24 protein-coding genes, 1 tRNA gene and 2 pseudogenes are annotated in these 24,462 nt (G+C 52.7%); 8 read left to right on the plus strand and 19 right to left on the minus strand.

Annotation, left to right across the window (positions count from 1 at the left end):
- Positions 1–58: 58 nt before the first annotated feature.
- The gene (mntR, locus tag ACXUPB_RS09870; RefSeq protein WP_035558690.1) at positions 59–538 is read right to left on the minus strand and encodes a manganese-binding transcriptional regulator MntR; all 480 of its coding nucleotides are present in this window, start codon (positions 536–538) and stop codon (positions 59–61) included.
- A 244-nt stretch (positions 539–782) separates the two neighbouring features.
- On the opposite strand from mntR, the pseudogene ACXUPB_RS09875 reads away from it, so the two are divergent.
- A pseudogene (locus ACXUPB_RS09875) lies at positions 783–1,418 on the plus strand (metal ABC transporter ATP-binding protein); the annotation flags it as partial.
- Between the two features lie 66 nt (positions 1,419–1,484).
- Positions 1,485–1,961 (plus strand): annotated as a pseudogene (locus ACXUPB_RS09880) (metal ABC transporter permease); the annotation flags it as partial.
- Between the two features lie 61 nt (positions 1,962–2,022).
- On the opposite strand, the gene ACXUPB_RS09885 reads toward ACXUPB_RS09880, so the two are convergent.
- From ACXUPB_RS09885 to ACXUPB_RS09910, 6 genes are all read right to left on the minus strand, one after another.
- Positions 2,023–2,376, minus strand: a complete 354-nt coding sequence (locus ACXUPB_RS09885) for a P-II family nitrogen regulator (RefSeq protein ID WP_179917239.1) — start codon at positions 2,374–2,376, stop codon at positions 2,023–2,025.
- Positions 2,366–3,181: a Na,Li,K/H(+) antiporter subunit UmpB gene (umpB, locus tag ACXUPB_RS09890; protein WP_179917238.1), complete on the minus strand. Its 816-nt coding sequence runs from the start codon at positions 3,179–3,181 to the stop codon at positions 2,366–2,368. The genes ACXUPB_RS09885 and umpB overlap by 11 nt, the downstream gene beginning before the upstream one ends.
- Positions 3,178–3,945 carry a DUF1538 domain-containing protein gene (locus ACXUPB_RS09895; RefSeq protein WP_179917237.1) on the minus strand — a complete coding sequence of 256 codons (768 nt, stop codon included), beginning with the start codon at positions 3,943–3,945 and terminating at the stop codon, positions 3,178–3,180. The genes umpB and ACXUPB_RS09895 overlap by 4 nt, the downstream gene beginning before the upstream one ends.
- A 156-nt stretch (positions 3,946–4,101) precedes the next feature.
- Positions 4,102–4,230, minus strand: coding sequence for a hypothetical protein (locus ACXUPB_RS09900; protein WP_281372642.1), 129 nt, complete (start codon positions 4,228–4,230; stop codon positions 4,102–4,104).
- Positions 4,227–5,435, minus strand: coding sequence for an MFS transporter (locus ACXUPB_RS09905; protein ID WP_179917236.1), 1,209 nt, complete (start codon positions 5,433–5,435; stop codon positions 4,227–4,229). Before ACXUPB_RS09905 ends, ACXUPB_RS09900 begins: the two co-directional genes overlap by 4 nt.
- Positions 5,436–5,493: 58 nt before the next feature.
- On the minus strand, positions 5,494–6,888 hold the full coding sequence (locus ACXUPB_RS09910) for a GntP family permease (protein WP_179917235.1): 1,395 nt from the start codon (positions 6,886–6,888) through the stop codon (positions 5,494–5,496).
- A gap of 206 nt (positions 6,889–7,094) precedes the next feature.
- On the opposite strand from ACXUPB_RS09910, the gene ACXUPB_RS09915 reads away from it, so the two are divergent.
- The gene (locus ACXUPB_RS09915) at positions 7,095–8,438 is read left to right on the plus strand and encodes a Na+/H+ antiporter family protein (RefSeq protein ID WP_179917234.1); all 1,344 of its coding nucleotides are present in this window, start codon (positions 7,095–7,097) and stop codon (positions 8,436–8,438) included.
- 73 nt (positions 8,439–8,511) lie between these two features.
- On the opposite strand, the gene ACXUPB_RS09920 is transcribed toward ACXUPB_RS09915, so the two are convergent.
- From ACXUPB_RS09920 to ACXUPB_RS09935, 4 genes are all read right to left on the minus strand, one after another.
- Positions 8,512–9,246: an RNA methyltransferase gene (locus ACXUPB_RS09920; protein WP_179917233.1), complete on the minus strand. Its 735-nt coding sequence runs from the start codon at positions 9,244–9,246 to the stop codon at positions 8,512–8,514.
- Between the two features lie 180 nt (positions 9,247–9,426).
- On the minus strand, positions 9,427–11,070 hold the full coding sequence (groL, locus tag ACXUPB_RS09925) for a chaperonin GroEL (protein WP_179917232.1): 1,644 nt from the start codon (positions 11,068–11,070) through the stop codon (positions 9,427–9,429).
- Positions 11,071–11,154: 84 nt separating this feature from the next.
- Entirely contained in the window at positions 11,155–11,448 is a 294-nt protein-coding gene (locus tag ACXUPB_RS09930; protein ID WP_008956441.1) for a co-chaperone GroES, read from the minus strand.
- A 234-nt stretch (positions 11,449–11,682) separates the two neighbouring features.
- Positions 11,683–12,168, minus strand: coding sequence for an FxsA family protein (locus ACXUPB_RS09935; protein WP_179917231.1), 486 nt, complete (start codon positions 12,166–12,168; stop codon positions 11,683–11,685).
- 190 nt (positions 12,169–12,358) lie between these two features.
- On the opposite strand from ACXUPB_RS09935, the gene ACXUPB_RS09940 reads away from it, so the two are divergent.
- Positions 12,359–13,120 (plus strand): SDR family oxidoreductase, encoded by a 762-nt coding sequence (locus tag ACXUPB_RS09940; RefSeq protein WP_335597578.1) that lies wholly within the window; start codon positions 12,359–12,361, stop codon positions 13,118–13,120.
- 110 nt (positions 13,121–13,230) lie between these two features.
- Here the strand turns inward: ACXUPB_RS09940 and ACXUPB_RS09945 are convergent, their stop codons facing one another.
- The 3 genes from ACXUPB_RS09945 to ACXUPB_RS09955 all read right to left on the minus strand — a co-directional run bounded on the left by ACXUPB_RS09945 (position 13,231) and on the right by ACXUPB_RS09955 (position 15,320).
- Entirely contained in the window at positions 13,231–14,217 is a 987-nt protein-coding gene (locus ACXUPB_RS09945) for a hypothetical protein (protein WP_179917229.1), read from the minus strand.
- A 58-nt stretch (positions 14,218–14,275) separates the two neighbouring features.
- A complete protein-coding gene (locus tag ACXUPB_RS09950; protein WP_179915206.1) occupies positions 14,276–14,905 on the minus strand; it encodes a hypothetical protein in 630 nt (209 codons plus the stop codon).
- A gap of 330 nt (positions 14,906–15,235) precedes the next feature.
- Positions 15,236–15,320 (minus strand) — tRNA-Leu (locus ACXUPB_RS09955).
- 84 nt (positions 15,321–15,404) lie between these two features.
- Between ACXUPB_RS09955 and ACXUPB_RS09960 the strand changes: the two genes are divergently transcribed.
- A complete protein-coding gene (locus ACXUPB_RS09960) occupies positions 15,405–16,109 on the plus strand; it encodes a double zinc ribbon domain-containing protein (protein WP_472956452.1) in 705 nt (234 codons plus the stop codon).
- A 54-nt stretch (positions 16,110–16,163) separates the two neighbouring features.
- The gene (locus ACXUPB_RS09965) at positions 16,164–17,138 is read left to right on the plus strand and encodes a serine/threonine protein kinase (protein ID WP_472956454.1); all 975 of its coding nucleotides are present in this window, start codon (positions 16,164–16,166) and stop codon (positions 17,136–17,138) included.
- A gap of 11 nt (positions 17,139–17,149) precedes the next feature.
- Here the strand turns inward: ACXUPB_RS09965 and ACXUPB_RS09970 are convergent, their stop codons facing one another.
- The gene (locus ACXUPB_RS09970; RefSeq protein WP_179915200.1) at positions 17,150–17,713 is read right to left on the minus strand and encodes a TraB/TrbI/VirB10 family type IV secretion system protein; all 564 of its coding nucleotides are present in this window, start codon (positions 17,711–17,713) and stop codon (positions 17,150–17,152) included.
- Positions 17,714–18,054: 341 nt separating this feature from the next.
- Between ACXUPB_RS09970 and folE the strand changes: the two genes are divergently transcribed.
- Positions 18,055–18,606 carry a GTP cyclohydrolase I FolE gene (folE, locus tag ACXUPB_RS09975; protein WP_179915199.1) on the plus strand — a complete coding sequence of 184 codons (552 nt, stop codon included), beginning with the start codon at positions 18,055–18,057 and terminating at the stop codon, positions 18,604–18,606.
- A 119-nt stretch (positions 18,607–18,725) separates the two neighbouring features.
- Positions 18,726–20,183 (plus strand): NAD-dependent succinate-semialdehyde dehydrogenase, encoded by a 1,458-nt coding sequence (locus ACXUPB_RS09980; protein ID WP_035558642.1) that lies wholly within the window; start codon positions 18,726–18,728, stop codon positions 20,181–20,183.
- A gap of 131 nt (positions 20,184–20,314) precedes the next feature.
- Here the strand turns inward: ACXUPB_RS09980 and purH are convergent, their stop codons facing one another.
- From purH to prmA, 4 genes are all read right to left on the minus strand, one after another.
- On the minus strand, positions 20,315–21,931 hold the full coding sequence (purH, locus tag ACXUPB_RS09985) for a bifunctional phosphoribosylaminoimidazolecarboxamide formyltransferase/IMP cyclohydrolase (RefSeq protein WP_472956457.1): 1,617 nt from the start codon (positions 21,929–21,931) through the stop codon (positions 20,315–20,317).
- Positions 21,932–21,981: 50 nt separating this feature from the next.
- Complete coding sequence (gene fis, locus ACXUPB_RS09990; protein WP_335597572.1) at positions 21,982–22,338, minus strand: DNA-binding transcriptional regulator Fis; 357 nt, start codon at positions 22,336–22,338, stop codon at positions 21,982–21,984.
- Positions 22,335–23,387: a tRNA dihydrouridine synthase DusB gene (dusB, locus tag ACXUPB_RS09995; RefSeq protein ID WP_472956459.1), complete on the minus strand. Its 1,053-nt coding sequence runs from the start codon at positions 23,385–23,387 to the stop codon at positions 22,335–22,337. Before dusB ends, fis begins: the two co-directional genes overlap by 4 nt.
- A 99-nt stretch (positions 23,388–23,486) precedes the next feature.
- Positions 23,487–24,401: a 50S ribosomal protein L11 methyltransferase gene (prmA, locus tag ACXUPB_RS10000; protein WP_472956460.1), complete on the minus strand. Its 915-nt coding sequence runs from the start codon at positions 24,399–24,401 to the stop codon at positions 23,487–23,489.
- Positions 24,402–24,462 lie beyond the last annotated feature (61 nt).

Below are 24,462 nucleotides of genomic sequence, written 5' to 3' on the forward strand. Positions count from 1 at the left end.
TGCGCTTATCCCATCACAGGGGCCTTGAAGTTTAACCCGATAGCTTCTTGATGAGCATTTAGCTTTTCTGCTGCTGTTCGGTAAATCGCTGCATTATATCCAGTGTTTCATCGCTCACGTGGTGCTCCATGCCTTCAGCATCAATACGAGCAGTGGCATCTTTGACCCCAAGCGCGCGTAAAAAATGCAATACGATATCGTGCCGAGCGCGTGAGGTTTCTGCCATTTTCTGGCCTGCCTCGGTCAGAAACAGAGAGCGGTAGGGCTTGCTAGTCACCAGCTCAAGCTCATTTAGACGCCTGATCATTTTCGATACGGTTGCCTGACTCACCGCCATGCGGTTGGCAATGTCCGCCGCACGCGCTTCGCCACGATGCGTCAGTAAATCCCCAATCAGCTCAACGTAGTCTTCAATCAGCTCGGTTTCATGGGCATTACGCACCGTTGCATACTGCTGAGCATGCTGCTCCACGGGCGGAAGGGCATCACCATGAATGCTTGGGGCGGTTAATGAAGCGTTCGGTTTAGAATCAGTCATTGGCAAATTATATCGGAAGCAGCGGTAATAATCATTGGATCGTACTTGGGATAGTAGCCTATTTTTACGCAACATTGTTAGCCAAGGCTAAACTGTTTGCAAAGTGTTTTTCCTCTTGAGTTACAGTCTACTTATCAGTAATACAAAAGAGATGAATATAGCTTTGAGCCTACCGCTATGGTTAAACACAGCAATGGTTAGAGCGCTTAGAAGCGATACCTGAGGAGCGACGGGTACTGTTAAGTGTGGCAATGTTCAGGCATTTGGTGAGCCGATTTCGACGCAGCGTAAAGCGGGGCATATTGCTTATATGGCTCAGCGTGAAGCGATTGAATGGGATTTTCCTGTCTCGGTGTGGGAAACCGTTATGGGTGGCCGCTATGGGCATATGCGTAATGACCCCTTGTGGCGCCGTCTGCTGCCTTCACGTTGGTATGATTCCCGCCATGGTGAGGCGGTAAAGAGCGCGCTAGATGCGGTGGATATGCTGGCGTTGGCGAAACGCCCGATTGGCAAGCTATCCGGTGGGCAGAAAAAGCGTGTTTTACTTGCCCGTACGCTTGCTCAGCAGGCGGATATTTTACTGCTTGATCAGCCACTGGCGGGTGTAGACCCACCTAGTGAGCGGTTGATTTTAGACGTGCTGGCCGGTGAGCGAGAGGCCGGACGAACGGTAATCATGGTCACTCACGATATGCCGGGGGCACGGCGCTACGTCGACCATGTGGTGTTGATCGACCGCTTTATTCGTGGGATCGGCTCGCCTGATGAGATGCTCAGCGATGCCAAGTTAGCTGAGCTTGCGGTGAGTTCTACCGAGCAGTCGGAGAATGATGTGCAGGTCGATAAAGCATCTCCCTTAACGGCAGCGCAGGGGTAACTAACGTGGCAGAACTAATGGCAACACTTGGCCTGTTTGGCGATGCGATCTCCCATGCGGTGCTGCCTGTTTGGCAATGTGCTGGGTGTTCAGCAATCGGCACTATTGCTGACCTTGGTGGCCAGCGTGATTGCCCTGCTGGTGGTGTGGCTCGCTTATTGGCAGTTGCTGCTCTACGCGTTTGACCCCCAGCAGGCTTAGGCGCTGGGTTTTAATACCAGTGTGATTCACTACGGTTTGATCTTGCTGCTGACGCTTACCATCGTGGCGAATTTAGAAACGGTGGGCATTATTTTAGTGGTCGCAATGCTGATTACTCGAGGCGCCACGGTGCACTTGCTCACGGACCGCTTTAAAACAATGATGTTGATTTCAGTGGGCGTGGGCATGGGCGTTAGCTCAGCGGTCATTGGTCTGTGGCTTTCTGTGGTGTTGGATGTTGCTTCTGGCGGCACCATTGTATTGGTCGCTATCAGTTGGTTTTTTATGGCGCTGCTATTTTCGCCCAAGCAGGGTGTATTGATGCGCCAACGGCGTCGCTGACGCATGGGCCAGCCTTAGGGAATAGTGCCAATTACTCACAAAAAGTAGGGCGTTGCGAAACTTATGGCAGCGCCTGATCGGCCGATTCGGAAAGTGATTTCATCTGGTTTTTTACCCCTACGGCATCCTCTACATCAAGCTGAAAAGCGATACCCGTGCCAGGTGTCTCATCAAATTCGCCCACTTGGGCAATCGCCTCAAGAATATGGCGGCTGCGGTGTTCCTCCGCCAGAAACAGCAGCATATCCCGTTGAGCGGTAATCTCCATGCCAAAAATTCCGTGGGCTTTATTTAACCCTTCGCCTCGAGCGTTATTGATCACAGTGGCGCCCGTAGCACCTGCATGGCGTGCGGCTTCAATAATGGCATCGGTTAGTTCGTCTTCCACCATGGCGACAATAAGTTTAAAACGCATCGTGATCTCCTTTTCTTACTAGTTTGCTTTTTAATGGCGATGAGGCATTGGCTGTGCTTCGTCGTGTGGCCCGCCATTGAGCAATTTGGGCATAACCCATTACGGTAATAATAGGAAATAAACAGGCAAGAGCGATCATGCCAAAGCCGTCCATTACCGGGCTGCGTCCAGGGATTTCTGTTGCAAGTCCTAATCCTAACGCGGCAATAATCGGCACCGTTATGGTAGAAGTAGTGACGCCACCTGAGTCAAATGCCAAAGGGATGATAGAGCGGGGGGAGCGCAGGGTTTGGCCAATTACCAATAAGTAGGCGGCGAATACGAACCACTGTAAAGGCCAGCCCATTACAATACGCCACGCACCTAACGTAATACCAAAAGCCATGCCGAGCGCAACCGCAATGCGCAGCATCAATGGATCAATCGTGCCGCCGGAAATCTCGCCCGCCTTGATTGAAACCGCAATTAGTGACGGTTCTGCAATCGTCGTGCTGGCGCCAATCGTAAAAGCAAAGATATAGACCCAGTAATAGTCACTCCAGTGGCGTTGGGCACCCTCGGCTAAACTAGGCAAAAACTCATAGTGGGTGAGTTGGGTTGCCATTAACTCACCCATGGGAAACAGGGCTTGTTCCAAACCGACTAAAAAAAACGACAATCCTACCCAAACCATAATAAAACCCACCAAGATTTGCGGCAGATGTTTGACAGGCTTACGAATGACTAAGTATTGGAAGCCAAAAACAATCGTCGCGATGGGCAGGATATCTAGCAGCGTTCCCCAGAACGTAGTGATAAGGGTCATGGTGCAACTCCTGGAATCAGGTGGATGCCAATAATGCCAAATAGCAGCACAAAGATAATCGGCATTACTGATGCCAATGCAATTAGCCCAAAGCCATCAAGCATAGGACTGCGACCTTTTATCGAGGAAGCTAGACCAACGCCCAGTGCCGTGACTAGCGGCACGGTAATCGTCGATGTCGTAACGCCGCCTGAGTCGTAAGCGATACCGATCATTTCGGCGGGAGCAAGAAGCGTCAGTAACAGCACTAATACGTAGCCGGCAATGATCATTAAGTGCAGTGGCCAACCTTTAAAGATACGTATGACGCCCACGACGACTGCCGTCCCAACAGAGAGTGCCACCACCAGCCGCAGAGCAAATGCAAAGTTGCTTTGTGCCGTGCTGGTATCGCTTATCAAACCGCCTTGGGCCACCACTTCAGCAGCGCGGGCAGCAATGGCAATCAATGCGGGCTCCGCCACGGTTGAGCCAACGCCTAATGCAAAAGCAAACAGCAGCAGCCATGTAATCGAGCCTTTTTTTACAAATGCGCGTGCTAGGTTCTCGCCTAGGGGGAAAAGACCCAGCTCAAGGCCTTTAATGAAGAGTGTCAGGCCAATGACAACAAATAACAGGCCGAGAGCCAGATCGAGTACCTCTATGGCTTCGGGGAGGGGCTGACGGATAACCACTAACTGAAAAAACGCCATCACCACTACCACCGGCGCGAGATCACGCAGGCTGTCTTTAAATTGGTGGGCAAGGGATGCCACAAAATCCATTAAATCTTCCGCGTATCAGGGAGGGGCGAATATTAACTACCCACTATTGGGCGTTATCTAATTAGGCGCTGGGTGTTGATAAAAGAGTGTAGGGGAAAATAAGTACTCAAAACTTGATCCTGCGCATAAAGATACCGTTGAGTTTTCAATCCACACTCAACAGAGTTGACTGCCAAACAGCAGCAGCGATGGGTCGAGGTTTTGCCAGCCCCACCAAGCGAAGACCAAACCGCCAAGCAGGGCGGCGGCGACTATCACGGCGCTAAGCATTTTGGTGGCATTCATGGCATCACCTTGGTTAATGTGCTGCGCTCAAGGGGCTTCTCATTGATATACCAGTGTAGTGCAGCCGCCACGAGGGAGAGCACAATGGCAATTTTCCATACGGTGTTGTAGTTGCCGGTAAGATCATAAAAATAGCCGCCAAGCCAAACGCCCATAAATGAACCAAGCTGGTGAAACAGAAATACGATTCCGCCCAGCATGGAGAGGTGGCGTACACCAAACACTGAAGCCACGATGCCATTGGTTAACGGAACGGTAGAGAGCCATAGTAACCCCATGGCGATACCAAATGCGTACGCACTCACAGGGCTTAGCGGCAAATATACGAACGCCGTAATCACCACGCCGCGAATCAAGTAGAGCCAGGTTAGCAGCTTGGGTTTTGACCAAATGCCACCCATCCAGCCAGCGGTATAGGTGCCGACAATATTAAATAAACCCACTAACGCCAGCACCGTTGTTCCTACCTGAACGGCAATACCGTTATCAAATAAGTAGCCGGGTAGGTGGACGGCAATAAACACCACCTGAAAACCACACACAAAAAAACCTAGGCAGAGTAGCCAAAAGCCTTTTTGGCCTGCTGCTTCGTTGAGCGCATCTTTAAGACTTAGATCGGCGGCTGTTTTGGCCGAGGGCTTGTCACGTAACATCGCTCCCAATGGAATGATGATGGTGGCAATGGCCGCCATTGCCATTAACGCAGCGGCCCAACCAAGCCACTCAAGAAGCCCCAGTGTGCCGGGCAGCATGGCGAATTGCCCAAACGAGCCAGCGGCGCTCACAATACCCATGGCCATACTGCACTTTTCGGGGGCCACCGCGCGGCCTACAGCGCCCAAAATGACAGAGAACGTAGTGCCTGATAAGCCTAGGCCTATCAGAAGACCTGCGCTGAGCGTCATGCCTAGCACTGAAGTGGAAAGGCTCATAAACAGCAGCCCCAAGGCATATAATAAGCCACCAGCAACGATAATCTTAGCCGCGCCGAAACGGTCAGCCAGCGCGCCGGTAAAGGGTTGTGATAAACCCCAAACCAGGTTTTGTAATGCGAGCGCAAAGGCAAACACGCCGCGTCCCCACCCCAGCTCGCTGCTGAGAGGTTCCATAAAAAGCCCAAAGCCATGGCGTAAACCCATGGCGGTGGAGATAACTAAGCTTCCTAAGATAATCAACAGCAGCGCGTGATTGCGAACGAGAGCCATGGTGTTCTCTTTATTTGCAGGCTTACAGTTAGCTCACTATCGCATGCGTTGTGCGCTTTTAGAAGCTGCCAAATAGGGTGCCGAGCGTAATGACACTAATCAGCGCCGTAATCGGTAGCACGATAGTCACCATCGCCACATTGGCGTAAGACTGGCGGTGCGTTAGGCCACAAATGGCCAATAGGGTAATGACGGCGCCTGAGTGGGGAAGGGTGTCCATACCACCCGCTGCCAGGGTTGCAACGCGGTGCATCAACTCTGGATTAATCCCCGCTTCTTGGGCCATGGCTAGGTATTCGCTGCCCAGGGTCTCTAGGGCAATAGAGAGCCCGCCAGAAGAGGAGCCGGTGATCCCGGCTAATACGCTCATCGCCATGGCTTCTGAAATTAAAGGATTGCCTGGAAACGCTGTCAGCACGGAATCGCGAATAATCGCAAAGCCCGCCATGCTGGCAATAACGGCGCCGTAACCCACCTCTGAAGCAGTGTTGAAAACCGGTAATAGCGAACCTAAACACCCTTTATTGATACTCGCTTTAAGATCTAGCCAATGCTTCCAGCGGGTAATGATTAGCCATGTAGAGGCCGTTAGCAGTGCGATGAGTATGGCCCATAACCCGGTTTGCCCAGAGGGCGAAACGTTTTCAAACTCTTCGCTAATAAAGCTTAAATCAATGGCTGGAAATACGCCGTAGGTAAACAGTGCGTTCAGGCCAATGACCATCACTATCGGTATCAGGGCCACCGGCAGTGGCATAGCAGTGGTGGGTTCATCTTCATCGCTGGCGTCCACTTCACGCTCAGTATGCTGACCATAGTCTTCGCCGTTGTGAGCCGCTTTTTTAACTCGCGATTGTAGGTAGCAAGTGCCCAGCCCAAGCATGATCAGCCCGGCAATTATGCCTAAGCCAGGTGCTGCAAAGCTGTTGGTTTCGAAATAGGGGATGGGGATTGCATTTTGAATTGCTGGCGTACCGGGCAGTGCGGTCATGGTGAAGGTGAATGAGCCAAGAGCAATGGAGGCTGGAATTAAGCGCTTTGGCACATTGGCGCTACGAAATAGCTCACGGCTGATCGGGTAAATGGCAAACGCCACCACAAACAGCGATACGCCCCCATAGGTCAATATTGCGCAGGCCATGACCACGGTAAGCACGACGTGGTGAGTGCCGAGCTTTTTGACGATACCGTTGGCAATTGACTGCGCCGCGCCTGAGTCGGCCATTAGCTGACCAAACAGAGCGCCTAATAAAAACAGCGGGAAGAATTGGATAACATAGTTACCCAGCGCCCCCATGAACGTATCGGTGTAGATCGGCAACAAAAATGCGGCATCCCCCGAGAGCAGCACCGCCAAACCCGCCATCAATGGTGCCAGCAATAGCACTGAAATTCCCCGGTAAGCGAGGAACATCAATAACAGTAGCGAAATGACAATGGCAAGTATGCTCATGCGAGCTCCTAAGCGAAGGTTAAAGTAGCGAATGCTGAATTTTATAAAAGAGAGGATGGTAGGCAGCATGGTGCGATGCAGCAAGAGAGCCTCGACTAAAGTCGCAATCAAAGAGGGGTAAACCTTAGTCTTAGGTTTGCCGTTTTAATCTGCTAAAATCCGCTCCCTTCGCCGTTAATGACCTCTTAATAGCTCTAGGGATTTCCATGAATGCAGTAATTCTTGCGGTGCTGGTGATGGTGGCGCTATCGCTGGCCCGTGTCTCGGTGGTATTCGCGCTTGTGGTGGGTGCGTTAGTCGGTGGTTTAGTAGGCGGTTTATCGCTTGAGCAAACGCTGGATGCTTTTAATGAAGGCGTGGGCGGTGGCGCCCAGGTGGCACTGGCTTACGCTACGTTAGGCGCTTTTGCAGTGGCTATTTCCCGCTCTGGCTTGCCGGATATGCTGGCTAACCGTTTGATAACGTTACTAGGCAAGGAAACGACCGCGGCACATCAGGTGCGGGTCAAAATGTTGCTGCTAACGGCGGTTTTGCTGGTGGCAATCTCTTCACAAAACGCTATCCCGGTACATATCGCCTTTATACCTGTGTTGATCCCGCCGCTGTTAACCGTGATGAATCGTTTGAGGCTGGACCGGCGGGCAGTGGCGTGTGCGCTAACGTTTGGTCTAACCGCGCCTTATATGCTGTTGCCAGTAGGCTTTGGGGCGATATTTCTAAACGATATTTTACTGGCTAACTTAAACAGCGCGGGTGAGCCGTTGGGGTTAGAAATCACCCGCGGAATGGTGCCCATGGCCATGGCAATACCGGTCGGGGGCATGGCTTTAGGCCTCATCGTTGCACTGCTATGGAGTTACCGGCGCCCCCGTGACTATCAGGCACAGGATATTGCCGCGAATGTTTCTGAAGCGCATGCGCCTGCTAAACCGCATATGCTGGGTCTGGTTATGTCTGGGGTAGCGATCGTCGCAGCCCTCGGCCTGCAGCTGTATAGCGGTTCGATGATACTAGGTGGTTTGGTAGGGATTGGCCTGCTTTCAATGGGCGGTATCTTTAAGTGGCGTGAAGCGGACGATCTGTTTACCAGCGGTATGCGCATGATGGCGCTGATCGGTTTTATCATGATTTCGGCGGCGGGTTTTGCTGAAGTGATGAGAACCACTGGAGAGATTGATGCCTTGGTATCAGGCGCGTTTGCCTTGCTCGGCGATAACCGTGGCCTAGCTGCGCTGGTGATGCTACTGGTTGGGCTATTTATTACCCTGGGTATTGGCTCATCGTTCTCTACCATTCCGATTATCGCAGCGATTTTCGTGCCGTTGGCAGTTCAGTTTGGTTTCTCGCCAATGGCGACCGTTGTACTGGTTGGCACCGCGGCGGCGCTGGGCGATGCTGGCTCGCCAGCGTCGGATTCAACCTTAGGGCCTACGTCTGGACTGAACGTTGATCGTCAACACGATCATATTTGGGACAGCGTGGTGCCGACATTTCTACACTACAACATTCCGTTAGTGGGCTTTGGTTGGCTAGCGGCGATGATGCTCTAAATATCTTGCGGCAAAACGACTCTATTAGAATCCACAAGGGACAACGCTGGTTGTCCCTTTTTTATTTAACCCGTTAGTGTTTGGGTAGGTGAGATTCAAACGCGCTTAATAGCCCCCGCAGCAGCGAAAGTTCTTTGCGGCTGGGCTGGGCGCGGGCGAAGAGGGCTTGAAGCTGCTCTTCAGTGCGCGCGTGGGGCTGGGTTAAAAAGCCGCTCTCCTGCATTAAGCGACCCAGATGGGCTTGAAAGTGTAGGAACTGTTCACGGGTGGGCGGCGTTGCCTCCAGTGGGCGCTGATAAGCAAAGCCGCTATCTCCACCTTTACGCCAGGCTCGGTGCACTTCATAAGCAAGAATCTGCACCGCCTGAGATAAATTCAGAATGCCGTAATCAGGGTTGGCGGGAATGCTCACTTGATGCGTACAGCAGCGGATTTCATCGTTAGTCAGTCCGGAACGCTCTCGTCCCAATACCAGTGCCACTGGCGCCGTTTGTGCGCTCTGAATAACGTCTGCCGCCATCTCATCGGGTTCGTCAAAGTGGGGCAAGGGCAGGCTGCGCAAGCGTGCGCTGGCACCCACCACCTGAACGCAGTCGTTAACCGCCTCCTCCAGTGTTGTGACTACCCGTGCATTGTCCAGAACATCAGTGGCCCCTGCGGAAAGGCGAGAGGCTTCTTCATCGGGAAACATGCGTGGATTCACCAGCACCAGTTCGGTTAAGCCCATGGTTTTCATGGCTCGCGCCGCAGCGCCGATATTGCCTGGGTGAAAGGTCTGAACGAGTACAATACGAATATGCTGCAACATGCGCTGATTTCGCCCTATAGCCTTATAAAAATCGCGCTGATAGTACCACGTTAGCTCTGCGCAATGGGGCGCAGGCAATGAGCCGAACGACTCACAAGAACGCAACAACCCCGCACGGGGCGGGGTTGTTGGTGACTGCTTTAAAAGCTAGCAGTCTTGAGCAGAGGGCTCAGGGGTGCATTACATCATGCCGCCCATGCCACCCATACCGCCCATGCCACCCATGTCTGGGCCAGCGTCTTTCTCTTCAGGATCTTCAGCGATCATGCATTCGGTGGTGATCATAAGACCAGCAACAGAACCAGCGGACTGCAGTGCAGTACGGGTTACTTTAGCCGGATCCAGAACGCCCATTTCGAACAGGTCGCCAAATTCACCCGTTTGTGCGTTGTAACCGAAGTTGCCGGTTTCATCTTTCACACGGTTGATAACAACGGCAGGCTCTTCACCAGCGTTAGAAACGATCTGACGCAGCGGAGACTGCATAGCACGAAGCGCCATATTGATACCGTGATTCTGGTCTTCGTTTTCACCGGTCAGGCCTTGTACTTTCGCCATAACGCGAACCAGTGCAGTACCGCCACCAGGCACCACGCCTTCTTCAACGGCTGCACGAGTAGAGTGCAGGGCGTCTTCAACGCGGGCTTTCTTCTCTTTCATTTCCACTTCGGTGGCAGCACCGACGCGGATAACGGCAACACCGCCTGCCAGTTTGGCAACGCGCTCTTGCAGCTTCTCTTTGTCGTAATCAGAAGAGGTGTCTTCGATTTGCGCGCGGATCTGATTAACGCGTGCTTCGATATCGCCTTCTGCACCAGCGCCATCGATGATGGTGGTGTTCTCTTTAGACATAGTCATGCGCTTAGCGGTACCCAGGTGATCCAGGTTCGCTTGCTCAAGCGTCAGGCCGACTTCTTCAGAGATAACCGTGCCGTTGGTCAGGATAGCGATGTCCTGCAGCATGGATTTACGACGGTCACCGAAACCAGGCGCTTTAGCAGCGGCTACTTTAACGATACCGCGCATGTTGTTAACCACCAGCGTAGCCAGTGCTTCGCCTTCGATATCTTCAGCGATGATGGCTAGCGGCTTACCTTGTTTAGCAACCGCTTCGAGAACCGGCAGCAGCTCACGAATGTTGGAGATCTTTTTATCCACTAACAGGATGTAAGGATCTTCCAGTTCAACCGTCATGGTGTCCTGGTTGGTAACGAAGTAAGGAGACAGGTAGCCGCGATCAAACTGCATACCTTCAACGACTTCCAGCTCATCTTCAAAGCCACGGCCTTCATCAACAGTGATGACGCCTTCTTTGCCGACTTTTTCCATCGCTTCGGCGATAATTTCACCAATGCGCTTGTCACCGTTAGCAGAGATGGTGCCTACCTGAGCAATCGACTTGGTGTCGGTGCAAGGTACCGACATTGCTTTGATTTCTTTAACGGCAGCATTAACGGCTTGGTCGATGCCGCGCTTAAGATCCATCGGGTTCATGCCGGCAGTAACGCCTTTCAAACCCTCAGCGATAATGGCCTGGGCCAGAACGGTAGCGGTGGTAGTACCGTCACCAGCGGCGTCAGAAGTCTGTGAAGCGACTTCTTTAACCATCTGCGCGCCCATGTTTTCGAACTTGTCTTTCAGTTCGATCTCTTTGGCGACAGAAACACCGTCTTTAGTAACGGTCGGGGAACCGAAAGATTTTTCCAGTACCACGTTACGGCCTTTAGGACCGAGGGTTACTTTTACCGCGTTGGCAAGAACGTCAACACCGCGCGCCATACGCTTACGGGCATCATCTGAAAACTTAACTTGTTTAGCTGACATATCTGCTACTTCCTAAATTGAATGCAAAAACGTGAAAGTAAATAATCGAGGCGCTCATCAATCAAATGTGAGCCGCAACGACTGTTAGCCTTCAACAACCGCAAGAATATCGGCTTCGCTCATGATCAAGACTTCTTCGCCGTCGACTTTCTGTTTCTCAACGCCGTAGCCATCTTTAAAGATCACGTTATCGCCAACTTTAACGTCGAGAGGGCGGACATCGCCATTTTCCAGAATGCGGCCATTGCCGACAGCAAGAATTTCGCCACGCGTCGGCTTTTCTGCTGCATTGCCCGGAAGCACGATGCCGCCAGCGGTCTTCTGCTCTTCTTCAACGCGACGGACGATGACACGATCGTGCAAAGGACGGATATTCATTCACGTTCTCCTGAGTAGGGTTGAAGCCCTGATGAGGGCGGTTAGTCTAAAAGTGTTCTCGAGGGAGTGACCCGCGAGAAGTGAAGACCTCACGGTCTTCCTTGTTAATGGCAGCTACCGTCTAGATCGCTGCCGAATTTGTGTACTGGGTGAAAAATGGGGGCTGCGGTTGGTCTTTCAAGGGGGCGAGTAAGAAAAAATTGCTTTTTTAGCAATTTTCTTCCAGTCCGAGCCTTAGTCGCGGCGTGGGGGCTCGTCTCTGCTAATAAAATCACCCTCAATCGGACCTTCCTGTTGGGAGGTGTTTGGGGTGTGGTAGTCCCTTGGTCGGGCCGAGGAAGCGTTGGGGTCTTGCTGCTGGCTGGCGATTTTTTTCAGACCTAGCCAAGTAAGTGCTTTAAACATCAATTGGCGTGCGCTAGGTATCAGGCATGCAAGGCCCAGCGCATCAGATAAAAAGCCTGGCGCCATTAATAAGGCACCACCAAAAATAAGCGCGGCGCCAGTCAATAGTTCACTAGAAGGAATTTCGCCGGCCTGCATACGCTGCCGCGCGCGTGCAAAGGTTGATACGCCTTCTTTACGAATAAGATGTAACCCGGCAAAGCCTGTGCCAAGTACTAGGAGCAGGGTGGTGAGTAGCCCTATTTGGCTACCCATCGAAAAAAGCACCACAAAATCAAGTAGGGTGAACAGTGATATAAAAATAAGAATAGGCATGACTAACTCCAGAAAACGCTAGAAATAGCGACTCGATAACCGTCTTAATTGCGTAATATGGTGACATAAATGTAAATAGCAAGCAGCTAACATTGCGCCTTCCAGCGGCGATGTAGCTCGATTAATGCCCATAATTCCTCTATGCTGCAATGCACAATGAACTGGTTGTATTTCTCGTAAGGAGTCAATAATGGTACTTGCCGATAAAGTAATCGCCGTCACCGGTGGGGCGCGTGGATTGGGTTATGCCATGGCACTGCGCCTGGGTAAGCAAGGCGCACGCATGGCGCTGTTGGATATGAGCGCTGAAGCGCTTGATCAAGCGGTATCAGCACTTGCTACAGAAGGTGTCGATGCTCAAGCCTTTGTGGTGAATGTTGCAGACGAGGCTTCTGTGACCCAAGCGTTTGCCGATATTGCTCAGCGTATGGGGCCGATCAGCGGTTGCGTTAATAACGCGGGCATTACTCAGGATGCACTACTGGTAAAGGCCAAAGAGGGACAAGTGGAAAAACGCATGTCGTTGGAGGCATGGCAAAACGTCATAAACGTCAATTTAACCGGCGTTTTTCTGTGTGGTCGCGAGGCTGCCACGCAGATGATCGAAATGGGGCATGAGGGTGTGATTGTCAATATCTCCAGCATTTCCCGGGCAGGTAATATGGGGCAAAGCAACTATGCCGCTGCAAAAGCTGGCGTACATGCGCTAACGGTCACCTGGAGCAAAGAGTTAGCGCGCTATGGTATTCGGACAGGCACCGTGGCCCCGGGGTTTGTGGCTACCGAAATGACCGCCTCAATGCGGCCCGATATATTGGAACGTATCTCATCAAGCGTGCCGCTAAAACGCCTGGGTGATCCGGATAATATTGCTCAAAGCGTTGCGTTTATTCTTGAAAACGACTATTTCACCGGGCGTATGATTGAGTGCGATGGTGGGTTGCGGCTGTAGCATTTACTTGCTGTAACCAGAATGGGCGGCCTAGCATGGCCGCCCATTGTGCACGGTTAAAAGAGTCCCCTTAAAAGGCCGTGCTTAAAATCTGTTCTTAAAAACCGAGCTTAAAAATAGTCGCGACTAATCTTTCGCTGAAAATACATCTCCAACCGCAGTGTCATGGCCCAGCGTGGGTCATAGCTAACATCGCGTTGAAAATGCAGTTCCGGAATCACATCGGCAAATAAAATGCCTTTATGGATGTCGCGGCGATAGCGTGTTTGCAGGTAGTAGTTAGTCATACGAGGATTTGAAGCGCTTTCACCGATAGCAATTGCCGAGTAGCGCAATGCGCTGCGGCGGTTAATGCGGTGATTGATTTCGGCAATTTCACTGTATTCCAGCTTATCTTCCTCTTCGCGCCACTGAACCGTAGAAATAAACCGCAAATGGCGGCGTTCGCTCAATTGGCGGCCGATATCCCAGCGCGTTCGTGCCGAATAGCCTTCATTGTTAAACCAGGAAACCCGGTTGTTCGACTCAAGCTGCCAAGGCCCTTCACCAAGCTGCCACAGCCGTTCGCTGGTAAAGCGAACATAAGGATCCAGAGGGAGGCGCAGACGAATACCAGCGCCAACGCGGTTGCTCCAATTTTCGCGCTTATCACGACTTTCTAGCCAATCCAGGCCTAACGTAGAGCTACGGCGGTCGCGCTGGTCATTGGTAAGACGCCCTGATCCTTGCTCTTCAAGTGTACCTTGCGACTCTTCAGGATCACTCTCGATCACCAGGCGTAAGCGTTCTTCCGAGGTAGGTAGGTCTATACGGTAACGAAGTGAAGTATCGCCGCGCGTACCATCCCCCTCCATCCAATCGATTTCTTGGCCAAAACGAAGATAAGACTCGTTCTTGGTCTGCATATGGTCGTCGGTGCCAAAGAAACCATCAATTCGGCGCGACGTGTTATCTACCCAATTACCTACGCTTTCACGAAACGGTTCAACGCGCTCTTCCGCCCAGGCAGGTAGGTCACTGTCAGCTTCTTCGGCATAAGCGCTAGCCGCAACCGTGGTCATTATGCCGAGCCAGCAGAAGGTTAGGATTTTATGCATCGAATGGTCTCAATCAAAGGTGCTCGCTGTTCAATATCAGCTTTGCAAAGGTAAGGGTTTAACGTGCTTTATGAGTCTCGATCTCTTTTGCCCATTCAAGTACGCGCTTACGTTGGCCACGGCTATTGAGTCGGTCTGTGTCAACGCTAGCCGGAATAAGCTGGCGGTTGGGCGATGCGTCTAGATCAAGATTAAAAGACCTTGAGGCGCCAGTGGGCATATCTTCAGAGCCGTAAATGGCAATGACACGAATTTCGAGTTGTATATTCTGCTCATGAAGCAGGCTGTCATCAATTTCCCAATATTGCTTAACCTGATTGACAATGTCGCCAAACGACTGAATATTAAGGTAATCCCCCGATGCTAACGGGCCTTGATGGGTGCGGTAGCTGGCTTCCTGTTGTTCGCTGCCGTGTTGCTGGTACTCCACCACATCCAGAGAGTAACTCTTTTTTTGAGTATGCAGCACCGCCACAAGGTGTTGAACATAGATTGCTTCGCTGCTCATATTGCTGATTAAGCAAATAGCATCCACACCAATCCCTTTGCCACGGTTAATGATCACTCGAGGGCGACGTTGGCGGACATAGCCGTTATAAAGCAATTGGGCATAGAAAACCCAGACGAAGAGGGTGCAAATACTTGCTATTGCCGAGATGGCTTGGGCATTATCGTTGAGCCATTCCATTATTAGAGATCCTTCTCATAGCTATTGGAGGTAGTCATTGGCGATAGTATTGGTGTCAATTACTCGCAGTAAGCCATTTCACATTGAGGCATAGACGAGTATCCGGTTAGTCGTTTTAACAGAGCCTAGCGGAAAAGAGGAGCTAAGTCAGCCTGTTAAAAGTATGTAATTTGGCAAATACTAAGCACGGAAAAAATAGCATTGAGCCATTAATGATTTAAAGCGAGGAATAAAAACGCAAAAAAAGCCCTAATCTCACCTAATCTAGGTAAGTATTAAGATATTTTGAAGGAGGGAGTAAATCTAACTTATTGAAAAATAAAAACTAATTGGTGCGGATGGGGAGACTCGAACTCCCACACCTTACGGCACTAGAACCTAAATCTAGCGTGTCTACCAATTCCACCACATCCGCTAAGACGAGGCGTATATTATCAACTTCGTGATAGAAGTCAACCATGAGTTTAATTAATATTACTACCTCGATCGGGGAGAAGGCATGAATGTAAAACAATGGCTACAACGTGGCGGCCATTGGCTAAAGCAGGCCATGCCTGGCTATTGCGCCTTTTGTTTGGCACCCGCCTTGGCGGGGCGGGGGTGGTGCACCGCCTGTTTGGTCGGGCTGCCGTGGAACCTGCATGCCTGTCGCCAGTGCGGTGACCCTGTTTCCCATGGGGCTAGCTTGTGTGGGCACTGCTTAATTGACCCACCGGCATTTTCGACCACCCAAGCGGGGCTTTTATATCAGGGGCCTATTAAAGAGCTGGTACATGATTTTAAATTTCACGCCTCTCCGCGGGCGGGTACGTTGTTAGCAGAGTTAATGGTATTAACGCCGCCGCCTACCCAAGCAGACGCACTGTTGTCGGTACCTATGCACCCAGCGCATGCTCGGGCGCGAGGATTTAATCAATCGCAGTGGTTAGCCGAGAGACTCAGTCGCCAGCTTGGTGTGCCATTGGTGTCTGCCAGGCGAGTAAAGGATTCTCCCTCCCAGCGCACGTTGAATCGCCGCCAACGGGTTGCCAATCTGGCGGGTGCCTTTGTCTTTGAATCACCGCCCCCGGCGCATTTATTAATAATCGATGATGTTGTTACGACGGGTTCAACGGGGCACGCACTGGCGCGCGCGGCGTTAGATGCGGGAGCAGAACGTGTGGATATTTGGGCGACCGCGCGGACACCCCTGGGTAAGGATTGATAGAATAGTCTTTTCGCTTACTCAATAGCGCTTTCGCCAACCCAGGAGTGGCCTATGTCACACCCGTTTAGCTCTCTTTCGCCTGATTTAGTGATGTCTGCAGTGGAGTCGCTGGATATCTGGCCTGCGGGCGAGCCTTTTGCGCTAAATAGCTATGAAAACCGTGTGCTGTTGTTTCGTGATGGCGACGGCAAAAACTGGATCGTTAAATTTTATCGACCTGATCGCTGGTCAGACGCGGCGATTCAGGAAGAGCACGATTTTTTACAGGAGCTCGCTAGTCAGCAGGTGCCGGTAGTTGCGCCTTGGCGTGATAGGGCGGGTGTCTCGTTACACTATTTTAAAGCGTATCGATTTGCGCTGTTTCCCCACTGCCCAGGTCAGGCGCCAGAGTTAGATAATCCATCGCACTTATTTGCCATGGGGCAGGTGTTAGGGCGGTTGCATAAAGTGTCGGCCAAAAAAACGTTTCAGCACCGTCCTCGGCTAGAAATGGCGAGTGGTATTTTAGATGCTCAGCAGCGAGTGCTGGCCAGTAATTGGCTGAACCGTCATCAGCGCCGGGCCTACGATAATGTAATTGAAAAGGTGCATCAGCAGCTTGTAAAACATACTGTGCCCGCCAGTAGCATGATTCGCTGCCATGGTGATTGCCATTTGGGCAATGTGCTGGGGCGTGATGAGGACTTTACGCTGGTCGATTTTGACGACTGTATCATGGCGCCTGCTATGCAGGATATCTGGATGCTACTGCCCACGGATGACCCCCAGGGGTGGCGATCATATCTAAGTGAAATTACCGAAGGGTATGAGGAAACCTGCTCATTTCCTACTGATCAGATGGCGTTGATAGAACCACTGAGAAGTTATCGTTTAATTAGGCACTCAGCGTGGCTGGTCTCTCGCTGGGATGATCCCGCTTTTCCCCGTGCTTTTCCCTGGCTGGCGGATAGTGGCTATTGGGATCAGCATATCCGCCAATTAGAGCAGCAGTGCCTGCAGTTAGACAATCCCCGCTGGCTGGCGTAAATAGGGGCGATTTAATCTGGTACGGCCTCTTCGCGGGGCACGGGGTTAGCGACGCCTTCTCCGTCAACTTGGCGGCGTTGCTCGTTCAATTCTTCAGAGGGGTTGTCCTGCTCTTTAATCTCTAGGGACTCATTCAGCGTAAGAACGAACGTTTTTCCAGGAGAAAGCGTGCATGGAGTGCCTTCGCACGCGATGCCGTATTGGCCATCTTCGGCATATGCGCTGGCGCTGAATTCACCCGTAAAAATATCACTGTCTGCATCGTGTGTTTCAATGCAGGTGGCATCTTTCGTGGTAACACGAATGCGCTCATCGACTAATTGGGCATTGCCCACGATGACGCAATATTCCGGCAGCGAGTGCGAAGCTCTCTCAGCTTGAGTGGGGTGTAGCAATATGTCGTTAAGACGTGCTTGGTTTGACTCAAAGGTAAGCTCTTCAACAACCTCAACGCCAACAGTCGCTTCGTTGGGCAGTGAAAGTGTCGCTTCTGCGGCGAAAGAAGGTAGCGGTGTGGCGAAATAAAAGGGGACCGCAATGGCGGTTAACCAAAAGGGCGTTGGCTTAAATGACATGGCGAACTCTCAATGGTGGTGCCTGAAGAAGTAAAGGCAATCAATAATAATGATTTATCATAGCACAGGCCCCTAGGTTGCAAAGTGAGCACCGCGGCGCTCTGCCGCAGTTAGAGAAGCCAACAGCAGGCGAGATGCGGTAAAATAATGGAATTAATTAATATTTGTTGTGCGTTTTTTATGAAAAGTATACTTTTTGTACAACTTGGGTAGAGAAAGGCGGTGGTTAACGCCCCTCTAGTGGTAGTTTTACTTTTTTCATGCGCAAAGGGTTAGAGACCTAGGTGACCGTTTGGACGCGATTGCGCACGGTTTTGATACAGTTTTTGAAGAGGCTTAATATGTCCGATGATATCGCCGAGCACTATCGCCAGATAATTTCAGCACTAGGCGAAGACCCAAACCGTGAAGGGCTACGAGATACGCCGAAACGTGCAGCCAAGGCTATGCAGTTTTTGAATGCTGGCTACTCTCAGTCTTTGGATGAGATCGTTAATGGTGCGGTGTTTGAATCGCAAACGGATGAAATGGTATTGGTGAAAGACATTGAGCTCTATTCAATGTGTGAACACCACCTGCTGCCTTTTATCGGTAAATGCCACATTGCCTATCTGCCAAACGGTAAAGTATTAGGATTGTCTAAGTTTGCCCGTATTGTCGATATGTTTGCGCGCCGTATGCAGATCCAAGAGAATTTAACCCGTGAGATTGCAGATGCTGTTCAGGAAGTGACTCAGGCAACGGGCGTTGCTGTGGTCATTGAGGCGCGTCACCTCTGCATGATGATGCGTGGCGTAGAGAAGCAAAATTCCAGTATGACATCATCGGTAATGCTGGGTAGTTTTCGTAGCAATCAGGCGACTCGGCAAGAGTTTTTAATGCTGATTAACTGAGTCAACTGTCGGTAATTAGCGAGTAAAGCACGCGGTAAACTTGGTCTAAAGGGGTGTTTCGTCTTAGCATGAAGAGGTTAATGAGCCTATAAGGCCATCATTTTGGTCAGGAGTCTGTCATGGAAGCGCTAAAAGAAACACAGCTGTATTGCCCCTTTGCCTATATAGACGGTAGTTGGGTCGCGGCGGATAGCGGCGAACAGATCACCGTATTAAACCCGGCAACCGGCGAAGCGATTGGCGATATTCCCCGCTTGGGAAAAGTTGAGACCGAGCGGGCGATAGACGCGGCGGATGCTGCACTACCGGCGTGGCGTGCCCTTACCGCTCAGGAGCGAGCGGATTTGCTGATGAAATGGCACGATCTGATGATGGAGCATCAGCAGGATCTCGCCATGCTGATGACCTACGAGCAGGGTAAGCCGCTCAAGGAAGCGGCGGGCGAAATTGCCTATGCGGCCAGTTTTCTGCGCTGGTTTGCCGAAGAAGCGCGGCGCGTTTATGGCGAAACCATTCCTGCCGCTAAAGCTAACCAGCGCATTGTGGTGACTAAGCAGCCCGTCGGTGTTGTGGGGGCCATTACGCCCTGGAATTTCCCTGCGGCGATGATTACCCGTAAGGCTGGCGCGGCACTAGCAGCAGGCTGCACGATCGTGGTTAAACCTGCTAGCCAGACGCCGTTTTCAGCCACTGCGCTCGCGTTATTGGCAGAACGTGCCGGTATTCCTCGCGGTGTGTTCAACGTGGTGCCGGGCAGTGCCAGCGATATTGCCCAAGCCATGACCCAGTCGCCCAAAGTGCGCAAGATTACCTTCACTGGCTCGACCGAAGTAGGGCGCAAGCTAATGGCGCAAGCGGCGGAGCACGTGCAGAAGATCTCGCTTGAGTTGGGCGGCAATGCGCCGTTTATCGTGTTTGAAGATGCCGATTTAGACGCCGCCGTAGAAGGCGCCATGGCCGCTAAATTCCGTAACGCCGGGCAAACCTGTGTTTGTACTAATCGCTTCCTGGTTCAGTCCAGCGTGATTAATGCCTTTTGCGAAAAGCTAGCGGTTGCCATGAACAGCGAGCTGCATGTCGGCGATGGCACTAAGCCGAATATTAATATCGGTCCGCTCATCGATGGCAATGCGGTTAAAAAAGTCAGTGAGCATGTGCAGGACGCCATCGATAATGGTGCAGAGCTGTTGTTGGGCGGGCATCCACACCCGTTGGGTGGCAACTTCTTTACGCCGACGCTGATCAGTTTTGCGACTGATAAGATGAAGGTGGCCCACGAAGAGACCTTCGGCCCGCTCGCGGCTGTCTTCCCGTTTGACGATGAAGAGACTGCGATTGAAATGGCCAACGATACCCAGTATGGCTTGGCTTCTTACTTCTACTCCCGCGATCTCTCCCGCGTATGGCGCGTGGCTGAGGCGCTTGAGTACGGTATGGTCGGGATTAATACCGGCGCCATTTCTAACGCCGCTGCGCCGTTTGGGGGTGTCAAAGCCTCAGGCTTAGGCCGTGAAGGCGGCCATCAGGGCTTGGAAGAGTACCTTGAAACCAAGTATCTATGTATTGATCTTGGCTGAGCCCTGAGCCCTAGTGTTCTTTTTTAAGTAAGACGGGATAAAAAAGCCCCCATCAGCGCGCTGCTGATGGGGGCTAGTTTTTTACAGCATCAGTTTGATGCCGATAGTGTGGCTAAACGTCGTGGCTGATCTTAGTGACGGAAGTGGCGCATGCCGGTAAACACCATGGCAATGCCTGCTTCGTTGGCGGCGTCGATCACTTCCTGGTCGCGCATGGAGCCACCCGGTTGAATGACGGCGGTAATGCCTGCGGCTGCCGCGGCATCAATGCCGTCGCGGAACGGGAAGAAGGCGTCAGACGCCATCACTGAACCAGGCACCGAAAGGCCTTCGTCGGCGGCCTTGATCCCGGCAATTTTAGCCGAGTAAACGCGGCTCATTTGGCCCGCGCCAACGCCCACCGTTTGGCCCTCTTTGGCATACACAATGGCGTTGGATTTGACGAACTTGGCCACTCGCCAGGCAAAGGCCAGATCACGCAGCTCCTGTTCGCTAGGGGCGCGCTGGCTGACCACCGTCAGGTTGTCACGGGTGACCATTCCGTCGTCACGTTCCTGCACCAGTAACCCGCCGTTGACACGCTTAAAGTCTAGCGCAGGCTGCTGCTCGCCGGGCCAGTGGGCGCTGACGTCCAGCAAGCGTACGTTTTGCTTATTCGCCACAATGGCAGCGGCTTCATCGCTGACCCCGGGGGCAATAATCACCTCGACAAACTGGCGATCAATAATTGCCTGGGCCGTTTCGGCGTCCAGCGGTGTATTGAAGGCAATAATGCCGCCAAACGCACTGGTCGGATCGGTGGCAAAGGCTTTGTCGTAAGCGGCTAAGGCGGTTGCGCCAATAGCGACGCCGCAGGGGTTGGCGTGCTTAACAATCACGCAAGCCGTTTCTGTAAAAGCTTTTACGCATTCAAAGGCGGCATCAGTATCGGCGACATTGTTATACGAAAGGGGTTTGCCTTGGAGCATTGTGGTGGTAGCGACACTAGGCTCGCTCGCCTGGGAGTCTACGTAAAAAGCCGCCTGCTGATGCGGGTTTTCGCCGTACCGCATGTCCTGCTTTTTATCGAGCTGCAGGTTAAAAGTGCGAGGGAAGGTCTTATCGCTAGCATTCACTTGGCGACCCAGGTAGTCAGCAATCGCGCCGTCGTAGCCAGCGGTGTGTTCAAACGCTTTTACTGCTAAATCAAAACGCGTGGCGCGACTCACCTGGCCATCCTGGGCGGCCAACTCACCAAGTACCCGCGCGTAGTCACTGCTATTGACCACAATAGTGGTGTAGGCGTGGTTTTTTGCGCAGGCACGTACCATGGTTGGGCCGCCGATATCGATATTTTCAATCGCATCTTCCAGGGTGCAATCAGGCTTGGCAATTGTGGCGGCAAATGGGTAGAGGTTGACGACCACCATGTCGATCGGGGTGATGTCGTTCTCGGCCATGACTGCATCATCCTGACCACGGCGCGCCAAGATGCCGCCGTGAATTTTTGGATGCAGCGTTTTAACCCGGCCATCCATAATTTCGGGGAAACCGGTGTGTTCGGATACTTCTTTCACTGCAATAGCATTTTCCTGCAGTAGGCGGAAGGTGCCACCCGTGGAGAGCAGTTCAACGCCGTGCTCAGTAAGGCCGCGGGCGAATTCTACAATGCCGGTTTTGTCAGAAACGCTCAAAAGAGCGCGGCGGACGGGGGTGGCGCTACTGTCAGTCAAGGAAGAACTATCAGCCATGAGAGGATTATCAGCCATAAGAATGCTCGTATGCAGAGTCGAGAATAGAAAATAACAACGCCCCAGGGTTATGGGGCGTCACCTTCGATAAGTCCGTATTGCTTGAGTTTTTTACGCAGGGTGCCGCGGTTCAAGCCGAGCACATCCGCGGCACGGGTCTGGTTGCCGTCGGTGTGCTCCAAAACGCAGGCGAGTAATGGTGCCTCTACTTCGGCCATCACCATGGCATAAAGGTCGCTGGCTTGGCTGCCATCTAAATGCTCAAAGTAGCGGCGCATTGCCGTTTCAACAGCCTCTCTAAGCGGCTGTGGCGGTGAGCTAGCAGCGGGATCTGCAAGCGTGCCCGTTAAATGGGAGTAGCCTTCGCTGGCACGGGTGTCGCTAGAAGAGTAGGTGTCGCTAGAGAGAAGATCGCGTTCGGTCATGCAGCATGGCTTCCTTTGGCTAGCAAACGTATGGCAGCACCGGGGGCCATCACGTCGTTGATCCAATCAAATTGCGTTTCAGGTGACGCTAACGCATTGAACTGCTGCTTAAGCGCGCGCTGCTGAGGCTGCGTAAAGCGTGGGTCGTCGCTGAGGTACCAGCCGACATGTTTGCGCGCAATACGCACACCCATAGTCGTGCCATAAAACTCATGCAACGCCTCGACATGCCCGTGTAGCACGTGGCGGCGCTCCACAAGGGTGGGTAGCGCCAACCGTTCTCCATGCTGAAGATAGTGGTTAATCTGTTGAAATATCCACGGGTTGCCCTGAGCACCACGGCCTATCATGACGGCATCAGCGCCGGTATAAGCGAGTACCTCGGCGGCTTTTTCCGGACTTGTTATGTCGCCATTGGCTATCACCGGTATCGAGAGGTGAGATTTTATCTCAGCAATCGTGTCGTACTCTGCCTGTCCAGTATAGCGCTGCTGGCGGTGACGGCCATGTATGGCGAGTGCTTGAATGCCTGCTGACTCAGCTAAGCGGGCAATTCGCAGGGCGTTGTTCGTCTCGGCGCACCAGCCGGTGCGAATTTTCAGCGTTACTGGAATATCGACCGCTGAAACTACTGCGTCAAGGATCTCGGCAACCAAGGCTTCATCGCGAAGGAGCGCCGACCCAGCGGCTTTGTTGCAGACTTTTTTCGCGGGGCAGCCCATGTTGATGTCGATGATCTGGGCGCCCAGTTCGGCATTCAAGCGCGCCGCCTGGGCGAGCATCTCGGCATCGCCGCCGGCGATTTGTACCACGCGCGGGTCGGGCTCTCCGCGATGGTCCATCCGTAGCTGCGATTTGCGCGTGTGCCATAAGCTGGGGTCTGACGTCACCATTTCCCCCACCACCCAGCCAGCACCCAGCCGCCGACACAGCTGGCGAAAAGGCCGGTCGGTGACGCCGGCCATGGGCGCGAGAATTACCCGGTTGGGTAATGCATACGTCCCAATGGTGACGGGCTCATTGGTGGCTAGTGCATTGGCTACAGTCATGGCGTTAGGCTTTATGTGTGCTGGGCTAGCGGCGAGTAGGCGTTTCAAGGGGGCGTATGATACGCCTACTCGGTGATGGGGTGAAGGCCGTTTGCCGCTTTAACGCGGACGCTGGCCGTTAAGTCGCACCCAGCCTTCGCGAATCACTGGCTCCTCCATGGCGATTCCCTGTGCGGCATAGACTTCATAAACCTCATTTGCCTGGTTCGCCAAGATGCCGGATAGCGCAATGCGGCCGCCAGGGGCCAGATGCCCGGCAATCATTGGCGCAAGCTCAACCAGCGGGCCCGCTAAAATATTGGCGGTCACAACAGGATAGCCGCCGCCATCGCTTAACTGCTCTGGGTAATAAAGAGTTAAATCCGGCTCGGCAATACCGTTACGCTCGGCGTTGTCACGGCTGGCTTGGAGTGCCTGCGGGTCTATATCGGTGGCATCAGCATGGCTAGCGCCGAGCTTGAGCGCGGCGATAGCGAGAATGCCGGAGCCACAGCCCACATCCAGTACGGTCTGCTGGGCTAAGTGCCCAGCAACGGCCAGTTCATCCAGCCACTCCAAACACAGCGCTGTGGTCGGGTGCGTGCCCGTTCCAAAGGCCAGGCCGGGGTCGAGAATCAAGTTAACGGCGTCGGCATGGGGCGGTTCGTGCCAGCTTGGTACGATCCACAGCCGCTGACCCATCTGCAGCGGTGTGAAGTCATCCATCCATTCCCGCTCCCAGTCCCGGTCAGCCAGTAGCTCATATTCGATGGTGGGGCAGGGCTCCTCAGGCATCTTTTCGGACCATGCCGCCTCAATACGCTCCAACATGCTTTCGACGCCCTCCAGGTCATCGTACAGGCCGGTCAGAATGGTATCTTCCCACAGCGGTGTAGTGCCACGCTCTGGCTCAAATACCGGATCATCGTGGGCGTCCTGAAGGCCAATGGCCGTCGCTCCTTCGTCAAGCAGCAGTTCTTCGAGGAACTCTGCCTGTTCGGGAGCAACGTGGGCTTTGAGTTGAAGCCAGGGCATGGAGAGTCTCCGCGGGGCGAATTAAAGGCAAATACAGTAAAGACAGAAACGGGGTGGACAT

It is taken from the genome of Vreelandella sp. DA03-1M, from assembly GCF_055725665.1.

What these genes read in the sequence shown, in the direction of transcription:
- mntR (WP_035558690.1), bottom strand. Translation starts at nt 538, where the DNA reads ATGACTGATTCTAAACCGAACGCTTCATTAACCGCCCCAAGCATTCAT.
- ACXUPB_RS09885 (WP_179917239.1), bottom strand. Translation starts at nt 2,376, where the DNA reads ATGCGTTTTAAACTTATTGTCGCCATGGTGGAAGACGAACTAACCGAT.
- umpB (WP_179917238.1), bottom strand. Translation starts at nt 3,181, where the DNA reads ATGACCCTTATCACTACGTTCTGGGGAACGCTGCTAGATATCCTGCCC.
- ACXUPB_RS09895 (WP_179917237.1), bottom strand. Translation starts at nt 3,945, where the DNA reads ATGGATTTTGTGGCATCCCTTGCCCACCAATTTAAAGACAGCCTGCGT.
- ACXUPB_RS09900 (WP_281372642.1), bottom strand. Translation starts at nt 4,230, where the DNA reads ATGAATGCCACCAAAATGCTTAGCGCCGTGATAGTCGCCGCCGCCCTG.
- ACXUPB_RS09905 (WP_179917236.1), bottom strand. Translation starts at nt 5,435, where the DNA reads ATGGCTCTCGTTCGCAATCACGCGCTGCTGTTGATTATCTTAGGAAGC.
- ACXUPB_RS09910 (WP_179917235.1), bottom strand. Translation starts at nt 6,888, where the DNA reads ATGAGCATACTTGCCATTGTCATTTCGCTACTGTTATTGATGTTCCTC.
- ACXUPB_RS09915 (WP_179917234.1), top strand. Translation starts at nt 7,095, where the DNA reads ATGAATGCAGTAATTCTTGCGGTGCTGGTGATGGTGGCGCTATCGCTG.
- ACXUPB_RS09920 (WP_179917233.1), bottom strand. Translation starts at nt 9,246, where the DNA reads ATGTTGCAGCATATTCGTATTGTACTCGTTCAGACCTTTCACCCAGGC.
- groL (WP_179917232.1), bottom strand. Translation starts at nt 11,070, where the DNA reads ATGTCAGCTAAACAAGTTAAGTTTTCAGATGATGCCCGTAAGCGTATG.
- ACXUPB_RS09930 (WP_008956441.1), bottom strand. Translation starts at nt 11,448, where the DNA reads ATGAATATCCGTCCTTTGCACGATCGTGTCATCGTCCGTCGCGTTGAA.
- ACXUPB_RS09935 (WP_179917231.1), bottom strand. Translation starts at nt 12,168, where the DNA reads ATGCCTATTCTTATTTTTATATCACTGTTCACCCTACTTGATTTTGTG.
- ACXUPB_RS09940 (WP_335597578.1), top strand. Translation starts at nt 12,359, where the DNA reads ATGGTACTTGCCGATAAAGTAATCGCCGTCACCGGTGGGGCGCGTGGA.
- ACXUPB_RS09945 (WP_179917229.1), bottom strand. Translation starts at nt 14,217, where the DNA reads ATGCATAAAATCCTAACCTTCTGCTGGCTCGGCATAATGACCACGGTT.
- ACXUPB_RS09950 (WP_179915206.1), bottom strand. Translation starts at nt 14,905, where the DNA reads ATGGAATGGCTCAACGATAATGCCCAAGCCATCTCGGCAATAGCAAGT.
- ACXUPB_RS09960 (WP_472956452.1), top strand. Translation starts at nt 15,405, where the DNA reads ATGAATGTAAAACAATGGCTACAACGTGGCGGCCATTGGCTAAAGCAG.
- ACXUPB_RS09965 (WP_472956454.1), top strand. Translation starts at nt 16,164, where the DNA reads ATGTCACACCCGTTTAGCTCTCTTTCGCCTGATTTAGTGATGTCTGCA.
- ACXUPB_RS09970 (WP_179915200.1), bottom strand. Translation starts at nt 17,713, where the DNA reads ATGTCATTTAAGCCAACGCCCTTTTGGTTAACCGCCATTGCGGTCCCC.
- folE (WP_179915199.1), top strand. Translation starts at nt 18,055, where the DNA reads ATGTCCGATGATATCGCCGAGCACTATCGCCAGATAATTTCAGCACTA.
- ACXUPB_RS09980 (WP_035558642.1), top strand. Translation starts at nt 18,726, where the DNA reads ATGGAAGCGCTAAAAGAAACACAGCTGTATTGCCCCTTTGCCTATATA.
- purH (WP_472956457.1), bottom strand. Translation starts at nt 21,931, where the DNA reads ATGGCTGATAATCCTCTCATGGCTGATAGTTCTTCCTTGACTGACAGT.
- fis (WP_335597572.1), bottom strand. Translation starts at nt 22,338, where the DNA reads ATGACCGAACGCGATCTTCTCTCTAGCGACACCTACTCTTCTAGCGAC.
- dusB (WP_472956459.1), bottom strand. Translation starts at nt 23,387, where the DNA reads ATGACTGTAGCCAATGCACTAGCCACCAATGAGCCCGTCACCATTGGG.
- prmA (WP_472956460.1), bottom strand. Translation starts at nt 24,401, where the DNA reads ATGCCCTGGCTTCAACTCAAAGCCCACGTTGCTCCCGAACAGGCAGAG.